The 26,377-nt window shown below is 44.6% G+C and carries 1 protein-coding gene; it reads left to right on the top strand.

The features are described from left to right. The first annotated feature begins 7 nt into the window (after positions 1-7). Positions 8-26,185 (top strand): VCBS domain-containing protein, encoded by a 26,178-nt coding sequence (locus I6L24_RS16530; RefSeq protein WP_228733338.1) that lies wholly within the window; start codon positions 8-10, stop codon positions 26,183-26,185. Positions 26,186-26,377: the final 192 nt, after the last annotated feature.

Raw genomic sequence — 26,377 nt, 5'->3', positions numbered from 1 at the left:
ACAGAACATGACAAATTTTATTGTAGTAGAAAAAGATTCTTTAAATAAAGTATCTATCAACACGCAACATATCACTTTAACAGAAGCATCAATTGTCCATACCAAAATGCATCGTAATGATGTAGCAGAGTTTTTACGTGATGGCAATAACCTGATTTTAAAGTTAAATAATGGTGAAACTGTCCTTATCGAAAACTTCTTTGTCGTATATGACAAAGTTGATTCTGATCTGGTTTTTGAAGAAGATGGTTGTATCTTATACTGGTTTGATGGTGTTTCTGGTTTTAAGGGAATACCTGGGCTTGAGGTCTTATTACCTGCTAGTGCGGCAGGTGGGTCTTTACTGCCATGGATTATTGGTGGTGGTGCTGTTATTGGTGGCATCATTGCAGCCGCAGGAAGTGGCGGTGGAGGGGATAAAAACGCATGGCCAATCGCCGTTAAGGATGAAATTACAGGTGTTGAAGATACCCCAGTTAATGGCAATGTTTTAACTAATGATCGTGATCCTGATGGAAACGCAATCACAGTTACTCAATTTGTTGTGGAGGGGAAAAGCTATAATGCAGGCCAAACCGTTACAATTGATAAAATTGGCGAGCTAACGCTCAATGCCGATGGAACTTATCACTTTGTCCCTGCGACTAACTGGAATGGCACCGTTCCAACAGTTACTTATACAATTAGTGATGGCCAGGGTGGAACCGCTTCAGCGGAATTGGTAATCACAATTACACCTGATGCAAATCCTTCGATTAGCATAAAAGATGAAAATGGCGGCAGTGAAAATCCGAACAATACTACTGATACATTAATTGAACAGGGGCATGTTACTGTATATGAACAGGGTTTAACTGATACATCGGGTTCAAATAAAGAAGCGGGTAGTATTACGATTGGGGCTGGTGATGGCGTAAAGTCTGTTACGGTTGGTGATACCAATATTTTGCTAACAGATCTGGAAAATGCCTCAACTACACCGATTATTATCAACACGCCTCATGGCAAGATCATCATTACTGACTATACGCCAAATGGTCAGGAATTTAATGGCGTATCTACGGGTGGCACCATTACTTATGAATATGAACTAGATCAACCTGTTACCAACGATGCATCACACACCGATAACTTTCTGGAAGAAGTCGGTATATCTGTGACAGATCAAAGTAATATTGTGAGCAGTGGCAGTCTAGTCATTAGCATTATTGATGATGCACCACTTGCCAAAAACGACATCGATAATGTGGCTGCTAATCAATTTACCCCTGAAACTGGAAATGTACTGACGGGTGTTGGTACGAGTAGTGGGGCTACAGGTGCAGACAAAATTAGTGCCGATGGAGTGAGCATCTCCACAGTGGTTAGTGATAATGTATCTGCTAACGTGGTAACAGATGATGGCACAACGCTGACGATCGAAGGGCAGTATGGTACTCTAATACTCAATAAGACCACAGGTGAATATAGTTACGAGCGTCATGAAGGTACGCCGGGCGGTGTAAATGAGGTATTTACTTATACATTGGTTGACGGTGATGGGGATAGCTCAACAGCTAGCTTGACATTAGTCATTGGCAATAGTGCGCCTCTTGTTACGCTTCCTTCGAGCGATGGAGAGAGTACCAAAGTCTATGAATCAGGTTTGAATAATGGTGGCTCTAAAGCATCTACTGATAAGGAAACAACAAGCGGTACAATTGCTTTTACCTCTCCAGATGGTTTGGCTTCTCAAGATGCAGTGAAGTTAGGTGGACATACCCTAACGACAGCAGATCAAACATTCTCGGATGGTTTAACTGCACGCTATGAATACAATTCGGCAACTGGTACAGGTACTATCCACTATAGCTACACACTTCCTGCGAATACGTCAGGTGATAATACCAATGCAACATTTGCAGTGGAAGTGACAGATATCGATGGCGATAAAACAGCTTCGGGTGATCTGGTTATTAATATTATAGATGACGCACCTGTTGCGACGCCTGACACGAATAGCATTACAGAAGACAGCGTACCTAATCCAGTCAGTGGCAACGTACTGACAGGAGACGTATCTAGTGGAGATACAGCTGATACCCAAGGCGCAGACAAAGCTAACGTCAGTGGAGTACAGGCTGGAACAGTTGCGTCAGGTGAACACGTAGCAAATGGCGCATTGAATACAGCAGTGAATGGAGAATACGGAACATTAATTCTCCGTGCTGACGGTAGTTACACCTACCAATTAAATAATAACAATACGGATGTAAATGCCCTTAAAGATAACCAAAGCCTCCAAGACGTATTTAGTTACACCATTACCGATGGAGATGGAGATAAATCGACAGCGACCATTACCATCACCATTAACGGACATACCGATGGCGCACCTAACGTGGTTATCACTGATCATAATGGATCAGCGCTTGGTGCGAACAGCATTGCCGAAAATGCAACGACCCCAGTACAAGGCGAGTTTACCGTCAACGCAGCAGATGGACTGAAATCTATCACGATTGGTGTCACGACCATTCTGACCAGCGAACTCTTGGGTCTATCCCCGACCACACCAAAAACAATCATAGGTACACAAGGAACACTGACCCTTACCGACTATGATCCAGTAACAGGCAAAGTCAGTTATAGCTACCAACAAAGTGGCACCAGCAAAAACCACAGCGGTGGTGATAGCAGCGTAAGTGATAGTTTCCCAATTATAGTGACAGACAATGCCGATGAAAGCTCAGTAGCGACTGATCTGGTCATTCTCATTACAGATACTGCCCCAGAAGCGAAAGCTGACACAGGCACAGTGACAGAAGACGGTACAGCACTTGAAGGAAACGTGATCACAGGTGGTAGTAGCAATAGTGCAGATGTTGCTGACCGTTTAGGTGCAGATGCAACACAAGTGACAGGAGTCAGCAAAGGAAGCTCAACAACAGAACAAACAGATAATGTTGGTGGAACAGGACTTGCAGGTGACTACGGCACACTGATACTCAATAGCGATGGTAGTTACAGCTATACCGTTGACCCAAATAACGCAACCGTGAATGCATTAAAAGATGGAGGCAAGCTCACAGAAACATTTAGCTACACCATTACCGATGGAGATGGAGATAAATCGACAGCGACCATTACCATCACCATTAACGGACATACCGATGGCCTACCAAGCATTACACCGAACGATCAGAACGGTAGCAGTGTTGGTGGTCAGATTACAGTGTATGAAAGTGGTCTAAGTACAGGTAGCAATGCAAGTGCAGCGAGCGAATCTGCCAGTGGAACGATTCAGATCAATGCAGGAGATGGCTTAAGCAGTATTAACATAGGCGGACAGACCTTTAGCCTTTCACAATTACAATCACTGAGTAGCAGCAACCCATCGGCAGCGATCAACGTCGTTGGTGGAACCATCGTTCTAAATGGTTTTACGGCAAATAGCAGTGTAGGTGGTATCCCAACTTCAGGTAGTTTGAGTTATACCTATACTTTGAACAACGCCCAGACACATAGCGTTGTTGGAAATGATGGTTTACTTCTGAGTGGCATTCCACTGAGTGTCACAGATGCAGGAGGGGTAACCACAACAGGTAGTCTGGTTGTACAAGTGATTGATGATGTTCCGACTGCTGTGGCAGATACTGGTAGCCTTAGTGAAGGTGGTGTGCTGAGCGTACTTGCTGCTGACGGTGTATTAACAAATGATACTGCTGGCGCAGATGGTTGGGTGAATACTGGTGCAGTGGTTGGTGTGGTATCGGGTGATACTGCAACGAACAGCGCTGGTGGCGTTGGAGGCAGGATAGATGGCCAATATGGCTATATCACTTTAAATGCCGATGGCAGTTATACCTATGTATCAACCGCTGATGCAGTAACAGCTGATGCACAGGATGTATTTACTTATACGGTACGTGATGCGGATGGTGATTTAACTCATTCAACGCTTACGATTAATGTGGCAAATGTCAATCTAACACCAGCCCCAATTAGCAATACTGTCAATGAAAGTGGTCTTGCGGGTGGTTCAACTGCGGGTACTGGTCATACCGTAACAGATACAGTGAACCTACCATCCGAGGTCAAAGCAGTACCCGTTACTAATGGTTCGACTCAATATGGGACGTTCAGCATTGATGAAGATGGTCATTACACATACACACTGACTAAACCATCAAATGGCGATAATGTTGAGGATACGTTTAGCTATACAACTAAGGATGCTCAGGGCAATAGTACAACGAATACCGTAACGATTACGATTATAGATGACGCACCTGTTGCGACGCCTGACACGAATAGCATTACAGAAGACAGCGTACCTAATCCAGTCAGTGGCAACGTACTGACAGGAGGCGTATCTAGTGGAGATACAGCTGATACCCAAGGCGCAGACAAAGCTAACGTCAGTGGAGTACAGGCTGGAACAGTTGCGTCAGGTGAACACGTAGCAAATGGCGCATTGAATACAGCAGTGAATGGAGAATACGGAACATTAATTCTCCGTGCTGACGGTAGTTACACCTACCAATTAAATAATAACAATACGGATGTAAATGCCCTTAAAGATAACCAAAGCCTCCAAGACGTATTTAGTTACACCATTACCGATGGAGATGGAGATAAATCGACAGCGACCATTACCATCACCATTAACGGACATACCGATGGCGCACCTAACGTGGTTATCACTGATCATAATGGATCAGCGCTTGGTGCGAACAGCATTGCCGAAAATGCAACGACCCCAGTACAAGGCGAGTTTACCGTCAACGCAGCAGATGGACTGAAATCTATCACGATTGGTGTCACGACCATTCTGACCAGCGAACTCTTGGGTCTATCCCCGACCACACCAAAAACAATCATAGGTACACAAGGAACACTGACCCTTACCGACTATGATCCAGTAACAGGCAAAGTCAGTTATAGCTACCAACAAAGTGGCACCAGCAAAAACCACAGCGGTGGTGATAGCAGCGTAAGTGATAGTTTCCCAATTATAGTGACAGACAATGCCGATGAAAGCTCAGCAGCGACGAATCTGGTCATTCTCATCACAGATACCGCCCCAGAAGCCAAAGCTGACACAGGCACAGTGACAGAAGACGGTGCAGCACTTGAAGGAAACGTGATCACAGGTGGCAGTAGCAACAGCACAGATGTTGCTGACAGTTTAGGTGCAGATGCAACACAAGTGACAGGAGTCAGCAAAGGAAGCTCAACAACAGAACAAACAGGTAATGTTGGTGGAACAGGACTTGCAGGTGACTACGGCACACTGATACTCAATAGCGATGGTAGTTACAGCTATACCGTTGACCCAAATAACGCAACCGTGAATGCATTAAAAGATGGAGGCAAGCTCACAGAAACATTTAGCTACACCATTAAAGATGCAGATGGGGACTGGAGTACCACGACATTAACCATCACCATTAACGGACATACCGATGGCCTACCAAGCATTACACCGAACGATGAGAACGGAAACAATGTTGGTGGTCAGATTACAGTGTATGAAAGTGGTCTAAGTACAGGTAGCAATGCAAGTGCAGCGAGCGAATCTGCCAGTGGAACGATTCAGATCAATGCAGGAGATGGCTTAAGCAGTATTAACATAGGCGGACAGACCTTTAGCCTTTCACAATTACAATCACTGAGTAGCAGCAACCCATCGGCAGCGATCAACGTCGCTGGTGGAACCATCGTTCTAAATGGTTTTACGGCAAATAGCAGTGTAGGTGGTATCCCAACTTCAGGTAGTTTGAGTTATACCTATACTTTGAACAACGCCCAGACACATAGCGTTGTTGGAAATGATGGTTTACTTCTGAGTGGCATTCCACTGAGTGTCACAGATGCAGGAGGGGTAACCACAACAGGTAGTCTGGTTGTACAAGTGATTGATGATGTTCCGACTGCTGTGGCAGATACTGGTAGCCTTAGTGAAGGTGGTGTGCTGAGCGTACTTGCTGCTGACGGTGTATTAACAAATGATACTGCTGGCGCAGATGGTTGGGTGAATACTGGTGCAGTGGTTGGTGTGGTATCGGGTGATACTGCAACGAACAGCGCTGGTGGCGTTGGAGGCAGGATAGATGGCCAATATGGCTATATCACTTTAAATGCCGATGGCAGTTATACCTATGTATCAACCGCTGATGCAGTAACAGCTGATGCACAGGATGTATTTACTTATACGGTACGTGATGCGGATGGTGATTTAACTCATTCAACGCTTACGATTAATGTGGCAAATGTCAATCTAACACCAGCCCCAATTAGCAATACTGTCAATGAAAGTGGTCTTGCGGGTGGTTCAACTGCGGGTACTGGTCATACCGTAACAGATACAGTGAACCTACCATCCGAGGTCAAAGCAGTACCCGTTACTAATGGTTCGACTCAATATGGGACGTTCAGCATTGATGAAGATGGTCATTACACATACACACTGACTAAACCATCAAATGGCGATAATGTTGAGGATACGTTTAGCTATACAACTAAGGATGCTCAGGGCAATAGTACAACGAATACCGTAACGATTACGATTATAGATGACGCACCTGTTGCGAAGCCTGACACGAATAGCATTACAGAAGACAGCGTACCTAATCCAGTCAGTGGCAACGTACTGACAGGAGGCGTATCTAGTGGAGATACAGCTGATACCCAAGGCGCAGACAAAGCTAACGTCAGTGGAGTACAGGCTGGAACAGTTGCGTCAGGTGAACACGTAGCAAATGGCGCATTGAATACAGCAGTGAATGGAGAATACGGAACATTAATTCTCCGTGCTGACGGTAGTTACACCTACCAATTAAATAATAACAATACGGATGTAAATGCCCTTAAAGATAACCAAAGCCTCCAAGACGTATTTAGTTACACCATTACCGATGGAGATGGAGATAAATCGACAGCGACCATTACCATCACCATTAACGGACATACCGATGGCGCACCTAACGTGGTTATCACTGATCATAATGGATCAGCGCTTGGTGCGAACAGCATTGCCGAAAATGCAACGACCCCAGTACAAGGCGAGTTTACCGTCAACGCAGCAGATGGACTGAAATCTATCACGATTGGTGTCACGACCATTCTGACCAGCGAACTCTTGGGTCTATCCCCGACCACACCAAAAACAATCATAGGTACACAAGGAACACTGACCCTTACCGACTATGATCCAGTAACAGGCAAAGTCAGTTATAGCTACCAACAAAGTGGCACCAGCAAAAACCACAGCGGTGGTGATAGCAGCGTAAGTGATAGTTTCCCAATTATAGTGACAGACAATGCCGATGAAAGCTCAGCAGCGACGAATCTGGTCATTCTCATCACAGATACCGCCCCAGAAGCCAAAGCTGACACAGGCACAGTGACAGAAGACGGTGCAGCACTTGAAGGAAACGTGATCACAGGTGGCAGTAGCAACAGCACAGATGTTGCTGACAGTTTAGGTGCAGATGCAACACAAGTGACAGGAGTCAGCAAAGGAAGCTCAACAACAGAACAAACAGGTAATGTTGGTGGAACAGGACTTGCAGGTGACTACGGCACACTGATACTCAATAGCGATGGTAGTTACAGCTATACCGTTGACCCAAATAACGCAACCGTGAATGCATTAAAAGATGGAGGCAAGCTCACAGAAACATTTAGCTACACCATTAAAGATGCAGATGGGGACTGGAGTACCACGACATTAACCATCACCATTAACGGACATACCGATGGCCTACCAAGCATTACACCGAACGATCAGAACGGTAGCAGTGTTGGTGGTCAGATTACAGTGTATGAAAGTGGTCTAAGTACAGGTAGCAATGCAAGTGCAGCGAGCGAATCTGCCAGTGGAACGATTCAGATCAATGCAGGAGATGGCTTAAGCAGTATTAACATAGGCGGACAGACCTTTAGCCTTTCACAATTACAATCACTGAGTAGCAGCAACCCATCGGCAGCGATCAACGTCGCTGGTGGAACCATCGTTCTAAATGGTTTTACGGCAAATAGCAGTGTAGGTGGTATCCCAACTTCAGGTAGTTTGAGTTATACCTATACTTTGAACAACGCCCAGACACATAGCGTTGTTGGAAATGATGGTTTACTTCTGAGTGGCATTCCACTGAGTGTCACAGATGCAGGAGGGGTAACCACAACAGGTAGTCTGGTTGTACAAGTGATTGATGATGTTCCGACTGCTGTGGCAGATACTGGTAGCCTTAGTGAAGGTGGTGTGCTGAGCGTACTTGCTGCTGACGGTGTATTAACAAATGATACTGCTGGCGCAGATGGTTGGGTGAATACTGGTGCAGTGGTTGGTGTGGTATCGGGTGATACTGCAACGAACAGCGCTGGTGGCGTTGGAGGCAGGATAGATGGCCAATATGGCTATATCACTTTAAATGCCGATGGCAGTTATACCTATGTATCAACCGCTGATGCAGTAACAGCTGATGCACAGGATGTATTTACTTATACGGTACGTGATGCGGATGGTGATTTAACTCATTCAACGCTTACGATTAATGTGGCAAATGTCAATCTAACACCAGCCCCAATTAGCAATACTGTCAATGAAAGTGGTCTTGCGGGTGGTTCAACTGCGGGTACTGGTCATACCGTAACAGATACAGTGAACCTACCATCCGAGGTCAAAGCAGTACCCGTTACTAATGGTTCGACTCAATATGGGACGTTCAGCATTGATGAAGATGGTCATTACACATACACACTGACTAAACCATCAAATGGCGATAATGTTGAGGATACGTTTAGCTATACAACTAAGGATGCTCAGGGCAATAGTACAACGAATACCGTAACGATTACGATTATAGATGACGCACCTGTTGCGAAGCCTGACACGAATAGCATTACAGAAGACAGCGTACCTAATCCAGTCAGTGGCAACGTACTGACAGGAGGCGTATCTAGTGGAGATACAGCTGATACCCAAGGCGCAGACAAAGCTAACGTCAGTGGAGTACAGGCTGGAACAGTTGCGTCAGGTGAACACGTAGCAAATGGCGCATTGAATACAGCAGTGAATGGAGAATACGGAACATTAATTCTCCGTGCTGACGGTAGTTACACCTACCAATTAAATAATAACAATACGGATGTAAATGCCCTTAAAGATAACCAAAGCCTCCAAGACGTATTTAGTTACACCATTACCGATGGAGATGGAGATAAATCGACAGCGACCATTACCATCACCATTAACGGACATACCGATGGCGCACCTAACGTGGTTATCACTGATCATAATGGATCAGCGCTTGGTGCGAACAGCATTGCCGAAAATGCAACGACCCCAGTACAAGGCGAGTTTACCGTCAACGCAGCAGATGGACTGAAATCTATCACGATTGGTGTCACGACCATTCTGACCAGCGAACTCTTGGGTCTATCCCCGACCACACCAAAAACAATCATAGGTACACAAGGAACACTGACCCTTACCGACTATGATCCAGTAACAGGCAAAGTCAGTTATAGCTACCAACAAAGTGGCACCAGCAAAAACCACAGCGGTGGTGATAGCAGCGTAAGTGATAGTTTCCCAATTATAGTGACAGACAATGCCGATGAAAGCTCAGCAGCGACGAATCTGGTCATTCTCATCACAGATACCGCCCCAGAAGCCAAAGCTGACACAGGCACAGTGACAGAAGACGGTGCAGCACTTGAAGGAAACGTGATCACAGGTGGCAGTAGCAACAGCACAGATGTTGCTGACAGTTTAGGTGCAGATGCAACACAAGTGACAGGAGTCAGCAAAGGAAGCTCAACAACAGAACAAACAGGTAATGTTGGTGGAACAGGACTTGCAGGTGACTACGGCACACTGATACTCAATAGCGATGGTAGTTACAGCTATACCGTTGACCCAAATAACGCAACCGTGAATGCATTAAAAGATGGAGGCAAGCTCACAGAAACATTTAGCTACACCATTAAAGATGCAGATGGGGACTGGAGTACCACGACATTAACCATCACCATTAACGGACATACCGATGGCCTACCAAGCATTACACCGAACGATGAGAACGGAAACAATGTTGGTGGTCAGATTACAGTGTATGAAAGTGGTCTAAGTACAGGTAGCAATGCAAGTGCAGCGAGCGAATCTGCCAGTGGAACGATTCAGATCAATGCAGGAGATGGCTTAAGCAGTATTAACATAGGCGGACAGACCTTTAGCCTTTCACAATTACAATCACTGAGTAGCAGCAACCCATCGGCAGCGATCAACGTCGCTGGTGGAACCATCGTTCTAAATGGTTTTACGGCAAATAGCAGTGTAGGTGGTATCCCAACTTCAGGTAGTTTGAGTTATACCTATACTTTGAACAACGCCCAGACACATAGCGTTGTTGGAAATGATGGTTTACTTCTGAGTGGCATTCCACTGAGTGTCACAGATGCAGGAGGGGTAACCACAACAGGTAGTCTGGTTGTACAAGTGATTGATGATGTTCCGACTGCTGTGGCAGATACTGGTAGCCTTAGTGAAGGTGGTGTGCTGAGCGTACTTGCTGCTGACGGTGTATTAACAAATGATACTGCTGGCGCAGATGGTTGGGTGAATACTGGTGCAGTGGTTGGTGTGGTATCGGGTGATACTGCAACGAACAGCGCTGGTGGCGTTGGAGGCAGGATAGATGGCCAATATGGCTATATCACTTTAAATGCCGATGGCAGTTATACCTATGTATCAACCGCTGATGCAGTAACAGCTGATGCACAGGATGTATTTACTTATACGGTACGTGATGCGGATGGTGATTTAACTCATTCAACGCTTACGATTAATGTGGCAAATGTCAATCTAACACCAGCCCCAATTAGCAATACTGTCAATGAAAGTGGTCTTGCGGGTGGTTCAACTGCGGGTACTGGTCATACCGTAACAGATACAGTGAACCTACCATCCGAGGTCAAAGCAGTACCCGTTACTAATGGTTCGACTCAATATGGGACGTTCAGCATTGATGAAGATGGTCATTACACATACACACTGACTAAACCATCAAATGGCGATAATGTTGAGGATACGTTTAGCTATACAACTAAGGATGCTCAGGGCAATAGTACAACGAATACCGTAACGATTACGATTATAGATGACGCACCTGTTGCGACGCCTGACACGAATAGCATTACAGAAGACAGCGTACCTAATCCAGTCAGTGGCAACGTACTGACAGGAGGCGTATCTAGTGGAGATACAGCTGATACCCAAGGCGCAGACAAAGCTAACGTCAGTGGAGTACAGGCTGGAACAGTTGCGTCAGGTGAACACGTAGCAAATGGCGCATTGAATACAGCAGTGAATGGAGAATACGGAACATTAATTCTCCGTGCTGACGGTAGTTACACCTACCAATTAAATAATAACAATACGGATGTAAATGCCCTTAAAGATAACCAAAGCCTCCAAGACGTATTTAGTTACACCATTACCGATGGAGATGGAGATAAATCGACAGCGACCATTACCATCACCATTAACGGACATACCGATGGCGCACCTAACGTGGTTATCACTGATCATAATGGATCAGCGCTTGGTGCGAACAGCATTGCCGAAAATGCAACGACCCCAGTACAAGGCGAGTTTACCGTCAACGCAGCAGATGGACTGAAATCTATCACGATTGGTGTCACGACCATTCTGACCAGCGAACTCTTGGGTCTATCCCCGACCACACCAAAAACAATCATAGGTACACAAGGAACACTGACCCTTACCGACTATGATCCAGTAACAGGCAAAGTCAGTTATAGCTACCAACAAAGTGGCACCAGCAAAAACCACAGCGGTGGTGATAGCAGCGTAAGTGATAGTTTCCCAATTATAGTGACAGACAATGCCGATGAAAGCTCAGCAGCGACGAATCTGGTCATTCTCATCACAGATACCGCCCCAGAAGCCAAAGCTGACACAGGCACAGTGACAGAAGACGGTGCAGCACTTGAAGGAAACGTGATCACAGGTGGCAGTAGCAACAGCACAGATGTTGCTGACAGTTTAGGTGCAGATGCAACACAAGTGACAGGAGTCAGCAAAGGAAGCTCAACAACAGAACAAACAGGTAATGTTGGTGGAACAGGACTTGCAGGTGACTACGGCACACTGATACTCAATAGCGATGGTAGTTACAGCTATACCGTTGACCCAAATAACGCAACCGTGAATGCATTAAAAGATGGAGGCAAGCTCACAGAAACATTTAGCTACACCATTAAAGATGCAGATGGGGACTGGAGTACCACGACATTAACCATCACCATTAACGGACATACCGATGGCCTACCAAGCATTACACCGAACGATGAGAACGGAAACAATGTTGGTGGTCAGATTACAGTGTATGAAAGTGGTCTAAGTACAGGTAGCAATGCAAGTGCAGCGAGCGAATCTGCCAGTGGAACGATTCAGATCAATGCAGGAGATGGCTTAAGCAGTATTAACATAGGCGGACAGACCTTTAGCCTTTCACAATTACAATCACTGAGTAGCAGCAACCCATCGGCAGCGATCAACGTCGCTGGTGGAACCATCGTTCTAAATGGTTTTACGGCAAATAGCAGTGTAGGTGGTATCCCAACTTCAGGTAGTTTGAGTTATACCTATACTTTGAACAACGCCCAGACACATAGCGTTGTTGGAAATGATGGTTTACTTCTGAGTGGCATTCCACTGAGTGTCACAGATGCAGGAGGGGTAACCACAACAGGTAGTCTGGTTGTACAAGTGATTGATGATGTTCCGACTGCTGTGGCAGATACTGGTAGCCTTAGTGAAGGTGGTGTGCTGAGCGTACTTGCTGCTGACGGTGTATTAACAAATGATACTGCTGGCGCAGATGGTTGGGTGAATACTGGTGCAGTGGTTGGTGTGGTATCGGGTGATACTGCAACGAACAGCGCTGGTGGCGTTGGAGGCAGGATAGATGGCCAATATGGCTATATCACTTTAAATGCCGATGGCAGTTATACCTATGTATCAACCGCTGATGCAGTAACAGCTGATGCACAGGATGTATTTACTTATACGGTACGTGATGCGGATGGTGATTTAACTCATTCAACGCTTACGATTAATGTGGCAAATGTCAATCTAACACCAGCCCCAATTAGCAATACTGTCAATGAAAGTGGTCTTGCGGGTGGTTCAACTGCGGGTACTGGTCATACCGTAACAGATACAGTGAACCTACCATCCGAGGTCAAAGCAGTACCCGTTACTAATGGTTCGACTCAATATGGGACGTTCAGCATTGATGAAGATGGTCATTACACATACACACTGACTAAACCATCAAATGGCGATAATGTTGAGGATACGTTTAGCTATACAACTAAGGATGCTCAGGGCAATAGTACAACGAATACCGTAACGATTACGATTATAGATGACGCACCTGTTGCGAAGCCTGACACGAATAGCATTACAGAAGACAGCGTACCTAATCCAGTCAGTGGCAACGTACTGACAGGAGGCGTATCTAGTGGAGATACAGCTGATACCCAAGGCGCAGACAAAGCTAACGTCAGTGGAGTACAGGCTGGAACAGTTGCGTCAGGTGAACACGTAGCAAATGGCGCATTGAATACAGCAGTGAATGGAGAATACGGAACATTAATTCTCCGTGCTGACGGTAGTTACACCTACCAATTAAATAATAACAATACGGATGTAAATGCCCTTAAAGATAACCAAAGCCTCCAAGACGTATTTAGTTACACCATTACCGATGGAGATGGAGATAAATCGACAGCGACCATTACCATCACCATTAACGGACATACCGATGGCGCACCTAACGTGGTTATCACTGATCATAATGGATCAGCGCTTGGTGCGAACAGCATTGCCGAAAATGCAACGACCCCAGTACAAGGCGAGTTTACCGTCAACGCAGCAGATGGACTGAAATCTATCACGATTGGTGTCACGACCATTCTGACCAGCGAACTCTTGGGTCTATCCCCGACCACACCAAAAACAATCATAGGTACACAAGGAACACTGACCCTTACCGACTATGATCCAGTAACAGGCAAAGTCAGTTATAGCTACCAACAAAGTGGCACCAGCAAAAACCACAGCGGTGGTGATAGCAGCGTAAGTGATAGTTTCCCAATTATAGTGACAGACAATGCCGATGAAAGCTCAGCAGCGACGAATCTGGTCATTCTCATCACAGATACCGCCCCAGAAGCCAAAGCTGACACAGGCACAGTGACAGAAGACGGTGCAGCACTTGAAGGAAACGTGATCACAGGTGGCAGTAGCAACAGCACAGATGTTGCTGACAGTTTAGGTGCAGATGCAACACAAGTGACAGGAGTCAGCAAAGGAAGCTCAACAACAGAACAAACAGGTAATGTTGGTGGAACAGGACTTGCAGGTGACTACGGCACACTGATACTCAATAGCGATGGTAGTTACAGCTATACCGTTGACCCAAATAACGCAACCGTGAATGCATTAAAAGATGGAGGCAAGCTCACAGAAACATTTAGCTACACCATTAAAGATGCAGATGGGGACTGGAGTACCACGACATTAACCATCACCATTAACGGACATACCGATGGCCTACCAAGCATTACACCGAACGATCAGAACGGTAGCAGTGTTGGTGGTCAGATTACAGTGTATGAAAGTGGTCTAAGTACAGGTAGCAATGCAAGTGCAGCGAGCGAATCTGCCAGTGGAACGATTCAGATCAATGCAGGAGATGGCTTAAGCAGTATTAACATAGGCGGACAGACCTTTAGCCTTTCACAATTACAATCACTGAGTAGCAGCAACCCATCGGCAGCGATCAACGTCGCTGGTGGAACCATCGTTCTAAATGGTTTTACGGCAAATAGCAGTGTAGGTGGTATCCCAACTTCAGGTAGTTTGAGTTATACCTATACTTTGAACAACGCCCAGACACATAGCGTTGTTGGAAATGATGGTTTACTTCTGAGTGGCATTCCACTGAGTGTCACAGATGCAGGAGGGGTAACCACAACAGGTAGTCTGGTTGTACAAGTGATTGATGATGTTCCGACTGCTGTGGCAGATACTGGTAGCCTTAGTGAAGGTGGTGTGCTGAGCGTACTTGCTGCTGACGGTGTATTAACAAATGATACTGCTGGCGCAGATGGTTGGGTGAATACTGGTGCAGTGGTTGGTGTGGTATCGGGTGATACTGCAACGAACAGCGCTGGTGGCGTTGGAGGCAGGATAGATGGCCAATATGGCTATATCACTTTAAATGCCGATGGCAGTTATACCTATGTATCAACCGCTGATGCAGTAACAGCTGATGCACAGGATGTATTTACTTATACGGTACGTGATGCGGATGGTGATTTAACTCATTCAACGCTTACGATTAATGTGGCAAATGTCAATCTAACACCAGCCCCAATTAGCAATACTGTCAATGAAAGTGGTCTTGCGGGTGGTTCAACTGCGGGTACTGGTCATACCGTAACAGATACAGTGAACCTACCATCCGAGGTCAAAGCAGTACCCGTTACTAATGGTTCGACTCAATATGGGACGTTCAGCATTGATGAAGATGGTCATTACACATACACACTGACTAAACCATCAAATGGCGATAATGTTGAGGATACGTTTAGCTATACAACTAAGGATGCTCAGGGCAATAGTACAACGAATACCGTAACGATTACGATTATAGATGACGCACCTGTTGCGAAGCCTGACACGAATAGCATTACAGAAGACAGCGTACCTAATCCAGTCAGTGGCAACGTACTGACAGGAGGCGTATCTAGTGGAGATACAGCTGATACCCAAGGCGCAGACAAAGCTAACGTCAGTGGAGTACAGGCTGGAACAGTTGCGTCAGGTGAACACGTAGCAAATGGCGCATTGAATACAGCAGTGAATGGAGAATACGGAACATTAATTCTCCGTGCTGACGGTAGTTACACCTACCAATTAAATAATAACAATACGGATGTAAATGCCCTTAAAGATAACCAAAGCCTCCAAGACGTATTTAGTTACACCATTACCGATGGAGATGGAGATAAATCGACAGCGACCATTACCATCACCATTAACGGACATACCGATGGCGCACCTAACGTGGTTATCACTGATCATAATGGATCAGCGCTTGGTGCGAACAGCATTGCCGAAAATGCAACGACCCCAGTACAAGGCGAGTTTACCGTCAACGCAGCAGATGGACTGAAATCTATCACGATTGGTGTCACGACCATTCTGACCAGCGAACTCTTGGGTCTATCCCCGACCACACCAAAAACAATCATAGGTACACAAGGAACACTGACCCTTACCGACTATGATCCAGTAACAGGCAAAGTCAGTTATAGCTACCAACAAAGTGGCACCAGCAAAAACCACAGCGGTGGTGATAGCAGCGTAAGTGATAGTTTCCCAATTATAGTGACAGACAATACCGATGAAAGCTCAGTAGCGACTGATCTGGTCATTCTCATCACAGATACCGCCCCAGAAGCGAAAGCTGACACAGGCACAGTGACAGAAGACGGTACAGCACTTGAAGGAAACGTGATCACAGGTGGTAGTAGCAATAGTGCAGATGTTGCTGACCGTTTAGGTGCAGATGCAACACAAGTGACAGGAGTCAGCAAAGGAAGCTCAACAACAGAACAAACAGATAATGTTGGTGGAACAGGACTTGCAGGTGACTACGGCACACTGATACTCAATAGCGATGGTAGTTACAGCTATACCGTTGACCCAAATAACGCAACCGTGAATGCATTAAAAGATGGAGGCAAGCTCACAGAAACATTTAGCTACACCATTAAAGATGCAGATGGGGACTGGAGTACCACGACATTAACCATCACCATTAACGGACATACCGATGGCCTACCAAGCATTACACCGAACGATCAGAACGGTAGCAGTGTTGGTGGTCAGATTACAGTGTATGAAAGTGGTCTAAGTACAGGTAGCAACGCAAGTGCAGCGAGCGAATCTGCCAGTGGAACGATTCAGATCAATGCAGGAGATGGCTTAAGCAGTATTAACATAGGCGGACAGACCTTTAGCCTTTCACAATTACAATCACTGAGTAGCAGCAACCCATCGGCAGCGATCAACGTCGCTGGTGGAACCATCGTTCTAAATGGTTTTACGGCAAATAGCAGTGTAGGTGGTATCCCAACTTCAGGTAGTTTGAGTTATACCTATACTTTGAACAACGCCCAGACACATAGCGTTGTTGGAAATGATGGTTTACTTCTGAGTGGCATTCCACTGAGTGTCACAGATGCAGGAGGGGTAACCACAACAGGTAGTCTGGTTGTACAAGTGATTGATGATGTTCCGACTGCTGTGAATGATAGCAATAGCATTCCTGTAGGTAGTTTGGCAGTAGTTACTGGTAATGTGGTCAGTACTGACACGAAAGGTGCAGATGGCGCACGAGTAACTACAGTAAAAGCAGATACTGCTAATGGGTTATATGTCACGATTGATCCAGTTGGTAACTATCCGGTTGTTGGTAAATATGGCACATTAACGATCCATTCTGATGGTAGTTATAGTTATGCACGTAATGCAGGTTCAGCTGGTGGTGTAATTGACGTATTTACTTATACTTTAACGGATGGCGATAACGACACATCAACAGCACAATTGACAATCAACATTGCTGATGCAACCCCGACCAGTACAATACCAACGGCTGGTGGTGCAACAACGACAGTCTATGAATCTGGTTTAAATGATGGTGGTACAGAAGCTTCAACCAATAAAGAAACCACCAGTGGCACAATTAGCTTTACCTCTCCAGACGGTCTGGCAGCCAGTGATGCCATTAAGCTGGGTGGACATACTTTAACTACCACGAATCAGACCTTTTCAGATGGTCTAACTGCGCGTTATGAATACAATGCAGCAACTGGAACGGGTACGATTTATTATAGTTATACCTTGCCTGCAAAAACGAGTGGCGATAATACAACAGCTACTTTCGCTGTTGAAATCAAGGATGCTGATGGAGATAGTGCAACAGCAGGGAATTTGGTCATCAATATTGTTGATGATGCACCAATCACCGTAGCGGATACAGGAAGTGTTACAGAAGGCGCGCTTTTGACCAAAGATGCAGCCAGTGGTGTACTTTCTAGCGACCAGTCAGGTGCAGATGGTTGGGCTATTGGTGGTGGTGTAGTCGGTGTTGCTAAAGGCAATACAGGTACAACTTCGAGTACTGGAGTAGGAACAAGCATCACAGGTGATTATGGTACGCTTACATTAAATGCCAATGGTAGTTATAGCTATCAAGCGGATCCAAACAAAATAACAGCCAATGCACAGGATGTATTTACTTATACAGTGTGTGATGCTGATGGTGACTTAAAAACATCTACCCTTACCATTAATGTGCAGGACGTTACAGCCAATCCATTAACTACAGTGGGTAGCGTACGTGAGGATGGGATCGATGCCAATGGTACTCAGCCTGCGGGAACAGATGCGAGTAGTTCTAGCAATATTATTAATGGTGATTTGAATCTACAGACGGGTTGGACAGCACAAGCAAAAACAGGCACTACAGCAAATGGAACGTATACCGTCAATTCAGATGGTACTTATAGCTTTACTTTAACTTCAGCAACCAAAGATTTAGCAGGCAATGAAACCAATAGCTTCACTTACACTGCTGTAGACCAATATGGTAATAAGGTCACCAATACCGTAACCATTAGCATTGTTGACGATAAACCTAAAATCAGTGAGAACGATGCAAAAGTTGGTCGTATAACTGTTGATGAAACTAATTTTGGCTCAGGTTCTGTTTCTGCAACAGATGCTAATTTTGTCAAAGATGTATTCACCCCTGTGTATGGTGCGGATGGTCAAGCTACAAGTAATGCGTTGATTTATACACTTAACATTAGTTCCAAAGGTGTGGATAGCGGATTAGATACCACCAGTGGCCAAAATGTCTTGCTGTATAAAGTAGGTAATCAGATTGAAGGACGTGCGGGTAGTGAATCAGGCGATGTGGTATTTCGTATCTCCATTGCTCCGACCACGGGTGCTGTTATCTTAACTCAATCAAAAGCACTTAAACATCCCGTGGGCGGTTCTTCTTATGATGAAAGTCTTTCTATCAGCAATGCAGGTTTAATTACCCTAACTGCAACTGCTACAGATGGTGATGGTGATGCGGTCACCAGTGATCCTGTTGCGGTAGGTGATCGTTTTATCTTTAAGGATGATGGGCCATCAATTGGTTCTGCGCCAGCAGTAACTTCTGTAGATGAAAAAGGTCTAGCGACAGGAAGTGAACCAAACACATCGTTACTCACCGCAGAAGGCAATTTGAGTGTGAGTTATGGTCAGGACGGGTCAGGTAATGGCGGCGGTTTAAGCTTTGCTGCAAATCAAACTGCTTTAAAGGCAGTGCTAGATAGTACAGGTAATAGCGGTATAAGCTTTAGTATTAATGAGGCAGGTAACGTACTGACAGCCAAGCGTGGCGGCAGTGATGTGTTCAAAGTCACTTTGGATACGACTACAGGCAAATATACCTTTGAACTATTGGGTTCATTAAACCATCCAAGTCATACTACACCATTGAATCTGAATTTTGACTTTATTGCCAAAGATGGTGATGGCGATACGGCATCTGGTAGTTTCGTTGTTCAAGTGATTGATGATGCACCAAAAACTGAGATTGTGATCACGATGGATGAGGATCATAGTTATGGTCCGTTCACCACCTCAGCTGATTCACGACTTGAGAATATTACCATTCAGGATGCGAATGGTAATACCATTGCTGGAACAGATAACGGTAATGGAAGCAAAAGTTTCAGTGTTGCACATGGCACTGTGACTGTAGATGAGGCTGGTCGAATTACTTATAAACCTGCCGATAACTATAGTAACTATGATGGAAGCTCTTCGACCAGTCCCGATACATTTAAAGTACTAGTTACTGATGACAGTGGGCAAACCACAACAACCAATGTGACTGTAAATGTAAATCCAGTCGCAGATGCACCAAATTTAGCCGGAACAACGGGTGTGGGTGGTAATGTAACACTAGCAAATGTGACTACGAATGAAGATACGGCTGTTATATTGGGTCTGAAAGCACCACGTGTAATCGATGCTATTGATCAAAATATCAATACAACAACGGGTGATAGCCCAGAACGTCTAGGCGTGATTACTTTAAGCGGTATTCCTGCTGGCGCAGCGCTCTTATCTGGTACTGATGCTACATTATTCACATCGAATGGCGGCAATATCTCCATTTGGTTAACCGATGTTAATCATCCGACTGATGAAACCAGACCAGCAAATGCTTTGGAGATGACGTCTGCTCAGTTTGAAGCATTAAAGGTTTTACCACCTGCGGAAAGTCATGCCAATTTTACCGTAACGGTAAGTGTAACCAGTTATGAAGTTGACGATAACGGTGCTAAAGTTTCTGGTGTTAACGGTGAAACCAGTACTGCAACAGTCGTGGTCAATGTTCGGGCGGTTACGGACGGTATCGATCTGAAAATTTCAGATGGCACTAGTTTTGTTGATACAAGCAGTACGACACCTGTGATTAAAGAGATTGCGGAAGATACTGCACTTAATTTGACTAATTTGTTGCAAGTGACATTGGCGACTGGTGGCGATGGTAATTCGATTGCCGACACCGATGGTAGTGAGCAACGCTGGATGACCATTACGGGGTTACCAGAAGGTGCAACCTTAACTGTAAGTGGACAGCCTCACACCATTACTGCAACAGAATCGTTGAATGGCTATCGAATAGACATTCCAAATAATTACAATGGCGTTTCACCAAGCTTACCATCGATTACAGTGACACCACCAAAAGACTTTAGTGGTGACATTAACAATATCCAGATCACGCTACATGCGCAGGACCAAGATAGTGATGGTGTAGGTAATGGGCCGACTACTGGAACTAAAAGTACTGACAGTGTTTATTTAAATCTACAAGTTACGCCAGTAGCAGGTGATGTCGCAGCAGGTGATGTTTCTACCAATGAAGACACAGCAGTTGCTTTCCTGCAAAATGTAAGAGTGACGGATACGACTACTGGTACAGAAGTCATTACACAAGTCGCATTTGAAATTCCGACAAGTTGGGTCGTGACTGCTCCAACCAATAACGGAGAATGGAGTATTAGTGGAGATGGTTCGAGCAGCTCTCCATATACCATCACTTTTAACAGCAATGTGACTGAAGCAGACCGTGAAGCTATATTGGATGGTTTCACAATTTTGCCGCCAGCACACAGTAGTCAAGATGCAACCATTCAAGTAAGTGTAACATCAACTGATACCAATGGTTCGGATACAGATACCCAGACTAAAACTTTGCCAATAAAAGTCACTGTAAATCCTGTTGCTGAAATCGGGGGTAATCTTCCTGGTTCAGGTGATTCTGATAAAGATGGTACAGCTGACCTGACCATGACAGGTGGTCACACTTACACGACAGCAGGTGCAGAAGACACATGGTATACACTGGGTACTGAGAGTGGATTTAACCTTGCCAATGGCTGGACGAATCAGGACGCAGATGAACTGACTTATGCACATTTAACTCCTGAGTTAGTTTCAGGGGATAGCTATGCGACAGTCATCGGATCACAATTCAAATGGACAGTTTCTGGTGTTGACTATACTGCAACTTATACAGGCACACCAATTGATGTACCTGTTAGTGCATTGTCAACATTACAGTTCTTGGCTCCTGAAAATGTATCGGGTACCTTTAAAATCAAAGTTGAAGCTTATACAGTAGACTATGATGATGACAATGAAGGGACGGGTACACCAACGACAGCAGTATCAGGTGAAGCTTGGTTAGAAAATATTATCATCGAACCTGTTGCTGATGGTATTAATACCTTGTCATTAAATGGTCGTGCGATTGGTTTGGAAGATACGCCAATCCCACTGTCTATTACGCCAAGAAGTTCTGATCCATCAGAAACCTTTAATATCGCCATTTCAGATATTCCTGCTGGTGCAAAAATTATCTATGGCGGCGTAGAACAAACGATTACTAACGGTTCAGTCACGATCTCTAACTTTAGTACATCTACGCCACTGACGATTACTCCACCTTTTAACAGCAATGTAAACTTTACCTTAAGTGTTACTGCGACGGCGACGGATGGTAACGTCACATCTGCTTCATCTAGTCCGCTCTCTATACCTGTTACAGTTTATGGTGTAGCAGATACACCGACAATTACCTTAAAAGATTATGACAGTAATCAGCCTGGTGTACAGTCTTATACAACCACTGAAGCTAATCTGGATGGTACTGCCCAGCATAAAGTGTCACTCTCTAATTTGATTGAAAATGTTTCATCGATTGATAATACAGATGGCTCAGAAAGCTTTACCCTTCGTATCACTGGCTTAGCCAAAGATTTCAATCTGGGTGGACCAGCCACTGTTTTGGTCACTGGCACAGGTGAAGAACGTGTCTGGGTGATTAAACCAACAGATTTAAATAATGTATTTATCACAGTACCAGAGAATTACAGTGGCAATGTGAATTTCAAAGTTGCAGGCGTTTCTACTGAAAATGATGGTGATTCCAAAACTGGTGTATTAACTGACGTTAATTTCACAGTGACACCTTCTGCCGAAGCAGAAGCAACGACCAGTGCGACACTGGTTGAAGATGAAATTACGACCCTGAATTTTGGCATTGTTCATGTAAATGGTGACAATGACGAAACTTTGGGACATGTTTGGATTGCACAGAATCAGGCGGCAGGAGCAAACTATACTTTATATCTGGGTACTGGCACATCGGCTGTTCTTTTAAGTAATGCAGGCTTACCAACTGAAATGATTGATGGGAAGACTTACTATAAACTGACTGCTGAACAAGGTCAAACCCTTGCAGCTAAAGGTGGTGATCAGCTTGATGGTGATCAGGGCTTCTTCACTTACAAATATGAAGTGACCGATAATCATTATGGTTCGGTGCAAACCGCACCAGCGGACACGGTGGTTAAAGATGGAGAATTAAAATTAACGGCGAGTGCAGTTACCGATGCTGTTGAGTTATCTGTTACTGGTATTTCTGGAATAAGCAATACCACTTCATCATCAGATCAAGATGCAAATGATGATGCTAATCCAGATACCGCAACATTGACTGCAACGGATACTGTGACCGTTAATCTGAACGTCGCTTCGATTGACCATGATGGCAGTGAACACGTGGTTCGTATCTTGATCGAAAATGTGCCAGAGGGTGTAACTGTACAAGGTGCAAATGTTCAACAGATAGGTGCTGGTACATGGGTACTGGTCTATCAGGCAAATAATGCACCTTCAATCAACGCACAGGGTGGTATTGATGTACCAGTCACTTTCAAGATTGGTTCCGACGCGGATGGCTTAACAGACCATCCGATTAAGATAACTGTACAGACACAAGATCTAGGGTCTGATTTGACTGCTATAACAGACATCAAATCTGATTCAGTGACATGGTATCTAAATACAGATTTTGCTGAGGCTCCAGGCAGTAAAGCACCGCTTATTGACCAATGGCAATATAATGGTGCATCTGCTACGGAAGATACACCATTTAAATTAAGCGATGTGGTAGATCAAGCCATTACCATTCAGGATAATTCGGCAAGCAAATTGTTTACTGTCACCTTGAAAGATTTACCAGCAGGTACAATCGTCAATGGTATGGTACAAACCATGATCGATACAAATAATGATGGTAACCCTGATACCCCAGTATGGACAGCAAGTGTTACGGTAGATCCGAATGCCACTGATGCCGAAGCCGAAGCTGCTTTGCAAAATCTGTTAGACAGTATTGTGATCACGCCACCAGCAGACTGGAATGATAATGGTCAATCTGGACAGTTCCATTTCGTTGCGACACTTACGACTTCGGTCTTGGGTGGCGCTACCGAAGAGGCAACGATTCCGATTCAAGACATGACGATTCCAATCGCTCCTGTGACGGATAATCCGATATTCACCATGTCTGGAGATAGTATGGTGGGTGAAGGTGCGACAGCAATCACAAGTTCTATTACACTCGACCCTGCCGATGGAAGTTTTGGTAAGGTTGTCGATGGTAAAATGTATGTGCAAGTCAATGCTGCTGATACAACCGATGCCATGGAAGGTGGTCAGCTATACATCACGGGTAGTACAACACCACTTGTTTTACAAAGTGTAGATATTGATGGTGATGGTACAACTGATGGTGAGTTCTACGTCATTGACATTGATGAAAATGGCGGAACAGTAGGCTTAACGTATACCATGCCAAATGGTGAGAAAACTGTACCAGGTAATGTATCATTTACTGCTTATGCAAAAGTACAAGAAGACGGTGCAGATGTTAAAGCAGTCAGTGTCAAGGGTTCTGTGGAAGTTCAACTGATCAATAATGGTGTAAATGTTGTTTCACAAAACTTTATTGGTAATGAGTCAAAACTGGCAACTAAAGCCAATGCAATTGAGCTGACTGGTGCAGGTGGACTAAGCGTGAGTTTGAACGATTCAGATGGTTCAGAGTCTTATGGTGCAATTTTGCTATCTGATGTTCCAAATGGCTTCTTGGTTTATGTCGGAAATGATGCGGCATCCGCAACGCTTGCAAGTAATGCAGGTGGTGATGGCACAACCAACACTTGGGTACTCTCAGAAAGTGGTGGACTACCAGCTTATGTTGCGATATTACCGCCGATACACTGGAGTGGTACTGTTGGAAACTTACAGTTGGTTGTAACTTCTGGTGAAAGTAGCTTATCTCCTTTAACTGAAACCAAAGACATTGGAGATTTGGTGGTTAATGCCTTAGCCAATGGCGTTGATATCAAACCGACTCAAACTTTCGGTAAAGAAAATGAGATTATTCCACTTACCCTGAATGCATCGATGCATGATCCAAAAGTTTCAGAAGTTGCAAATGACAGCAGTACTGAAACTATGACCATTAAACTCACAGGTCTGGGTCAATATGCCTCTTTTTATATCGATGGTGTACAGATTTCATCTAGTCAAATTACAGTAAGTGGAACTGGATCAAGTACGACTTATACCATTACAGGTTTAACCCAAAGCAATATAGATAAGTTAGGCTTTAAACAGGCGAAAGCAGCTTTAACTGATCAGGATTCAGCGACTGCAGGTACACAAATCGGGGTAGAAGCATGGACAGTTGAAAGTGGTGCTGGAAATAGTGAATCTGCTCATGTTTTTACGAACATTACTGTAAATATGACGGCCCAAAAGGCTACAACAGGTAATGATACCTTGCTATATACAGCAAGTAGTATTAATGCTGGAGCAGGTACAGATACGATTCAGCTCCGTTCTGGTGAAACTGTATCAGGTGCTACTTTGGCAGCAAATCTGAAGAATGTTGAAGTGCTGGATTTGTCTGTAAATGGAGCAAATAATATCACTAACCTGACAGCATCACATGTATTGACCATGACTGATGCGGCACATACCTTGAAGATCAATGGTACTGCTGAGGATACTGTTGAACTTGGTTTAGGCTGGACACAAAGTGCAACCAATAATGGTTATGTGACATACATCAGTACCGTATCGGGTACGGCTGTCACTTTGCTGGTGAGTGAAAATGTTCATACCCAATCTGGAGTAAATCCATTATCAGCGAGAAGCTTCAGCGTAGCTGAAACCAGTTCGGATGATGTGATTGTGGCCAAAGCGGGTAACGATACCATTACGACGGGTCAGGGTCACGATACATTGATTTATAATGTGCTAGATGCGAGTGATGCCAAAGCGGGGCATGGTATTGATCATTGGACAGATTTCGGTTTTGGTTCTACCGCAACAGATAGCAATGCCGAAACGATTCAATTCTCATCAGAATTCTTTAATGATTTGCTTAGTGATAGTGATTTGACATCATCTCATCTTTCACAAGTCGAAAAATTCATTAAGGTTGACTATGATGCAGCAACTGAATCTGCAACCGTGAAAGTAGATCGTGATGGTGAAGCAAATGGTTCAAATTATCAGGATCTTTTGGTCTTAGAACATCAAACTTCGAATGTAACGCTTGCAGAGCTGTTAAATAATCATCAAATTACGATTGGCTAACTTATCGTGTTTATGAATAAAAGTTGCCCCATCCGTGGGGCAATTTTTATGCTAGATGTGAATAATTTCGCTAAATCATTTAATGGCAAAACAAAATTCCAGTACAATGCTTGAGTTTTGATTTTCCTCATCATTATTATAGTCGTGAAACAATATCATGAATAAACGGGATGTATTAATAAAGACGAGTTT

This window comes from Acinetobacter lwoffii (assembly GCF_019048525.1).
Taxonomy (GTDB): domain Bacteria; phylum Pseudomonadota; class Gammaproteobacteria; order Pseudomonadales; family Moraxellaceae; genus Acinetobacter; species Acinetobacter lwoffii_K.
This window is presented reverse-complemented; position numbering and strand designations above follow the sequence as displayed.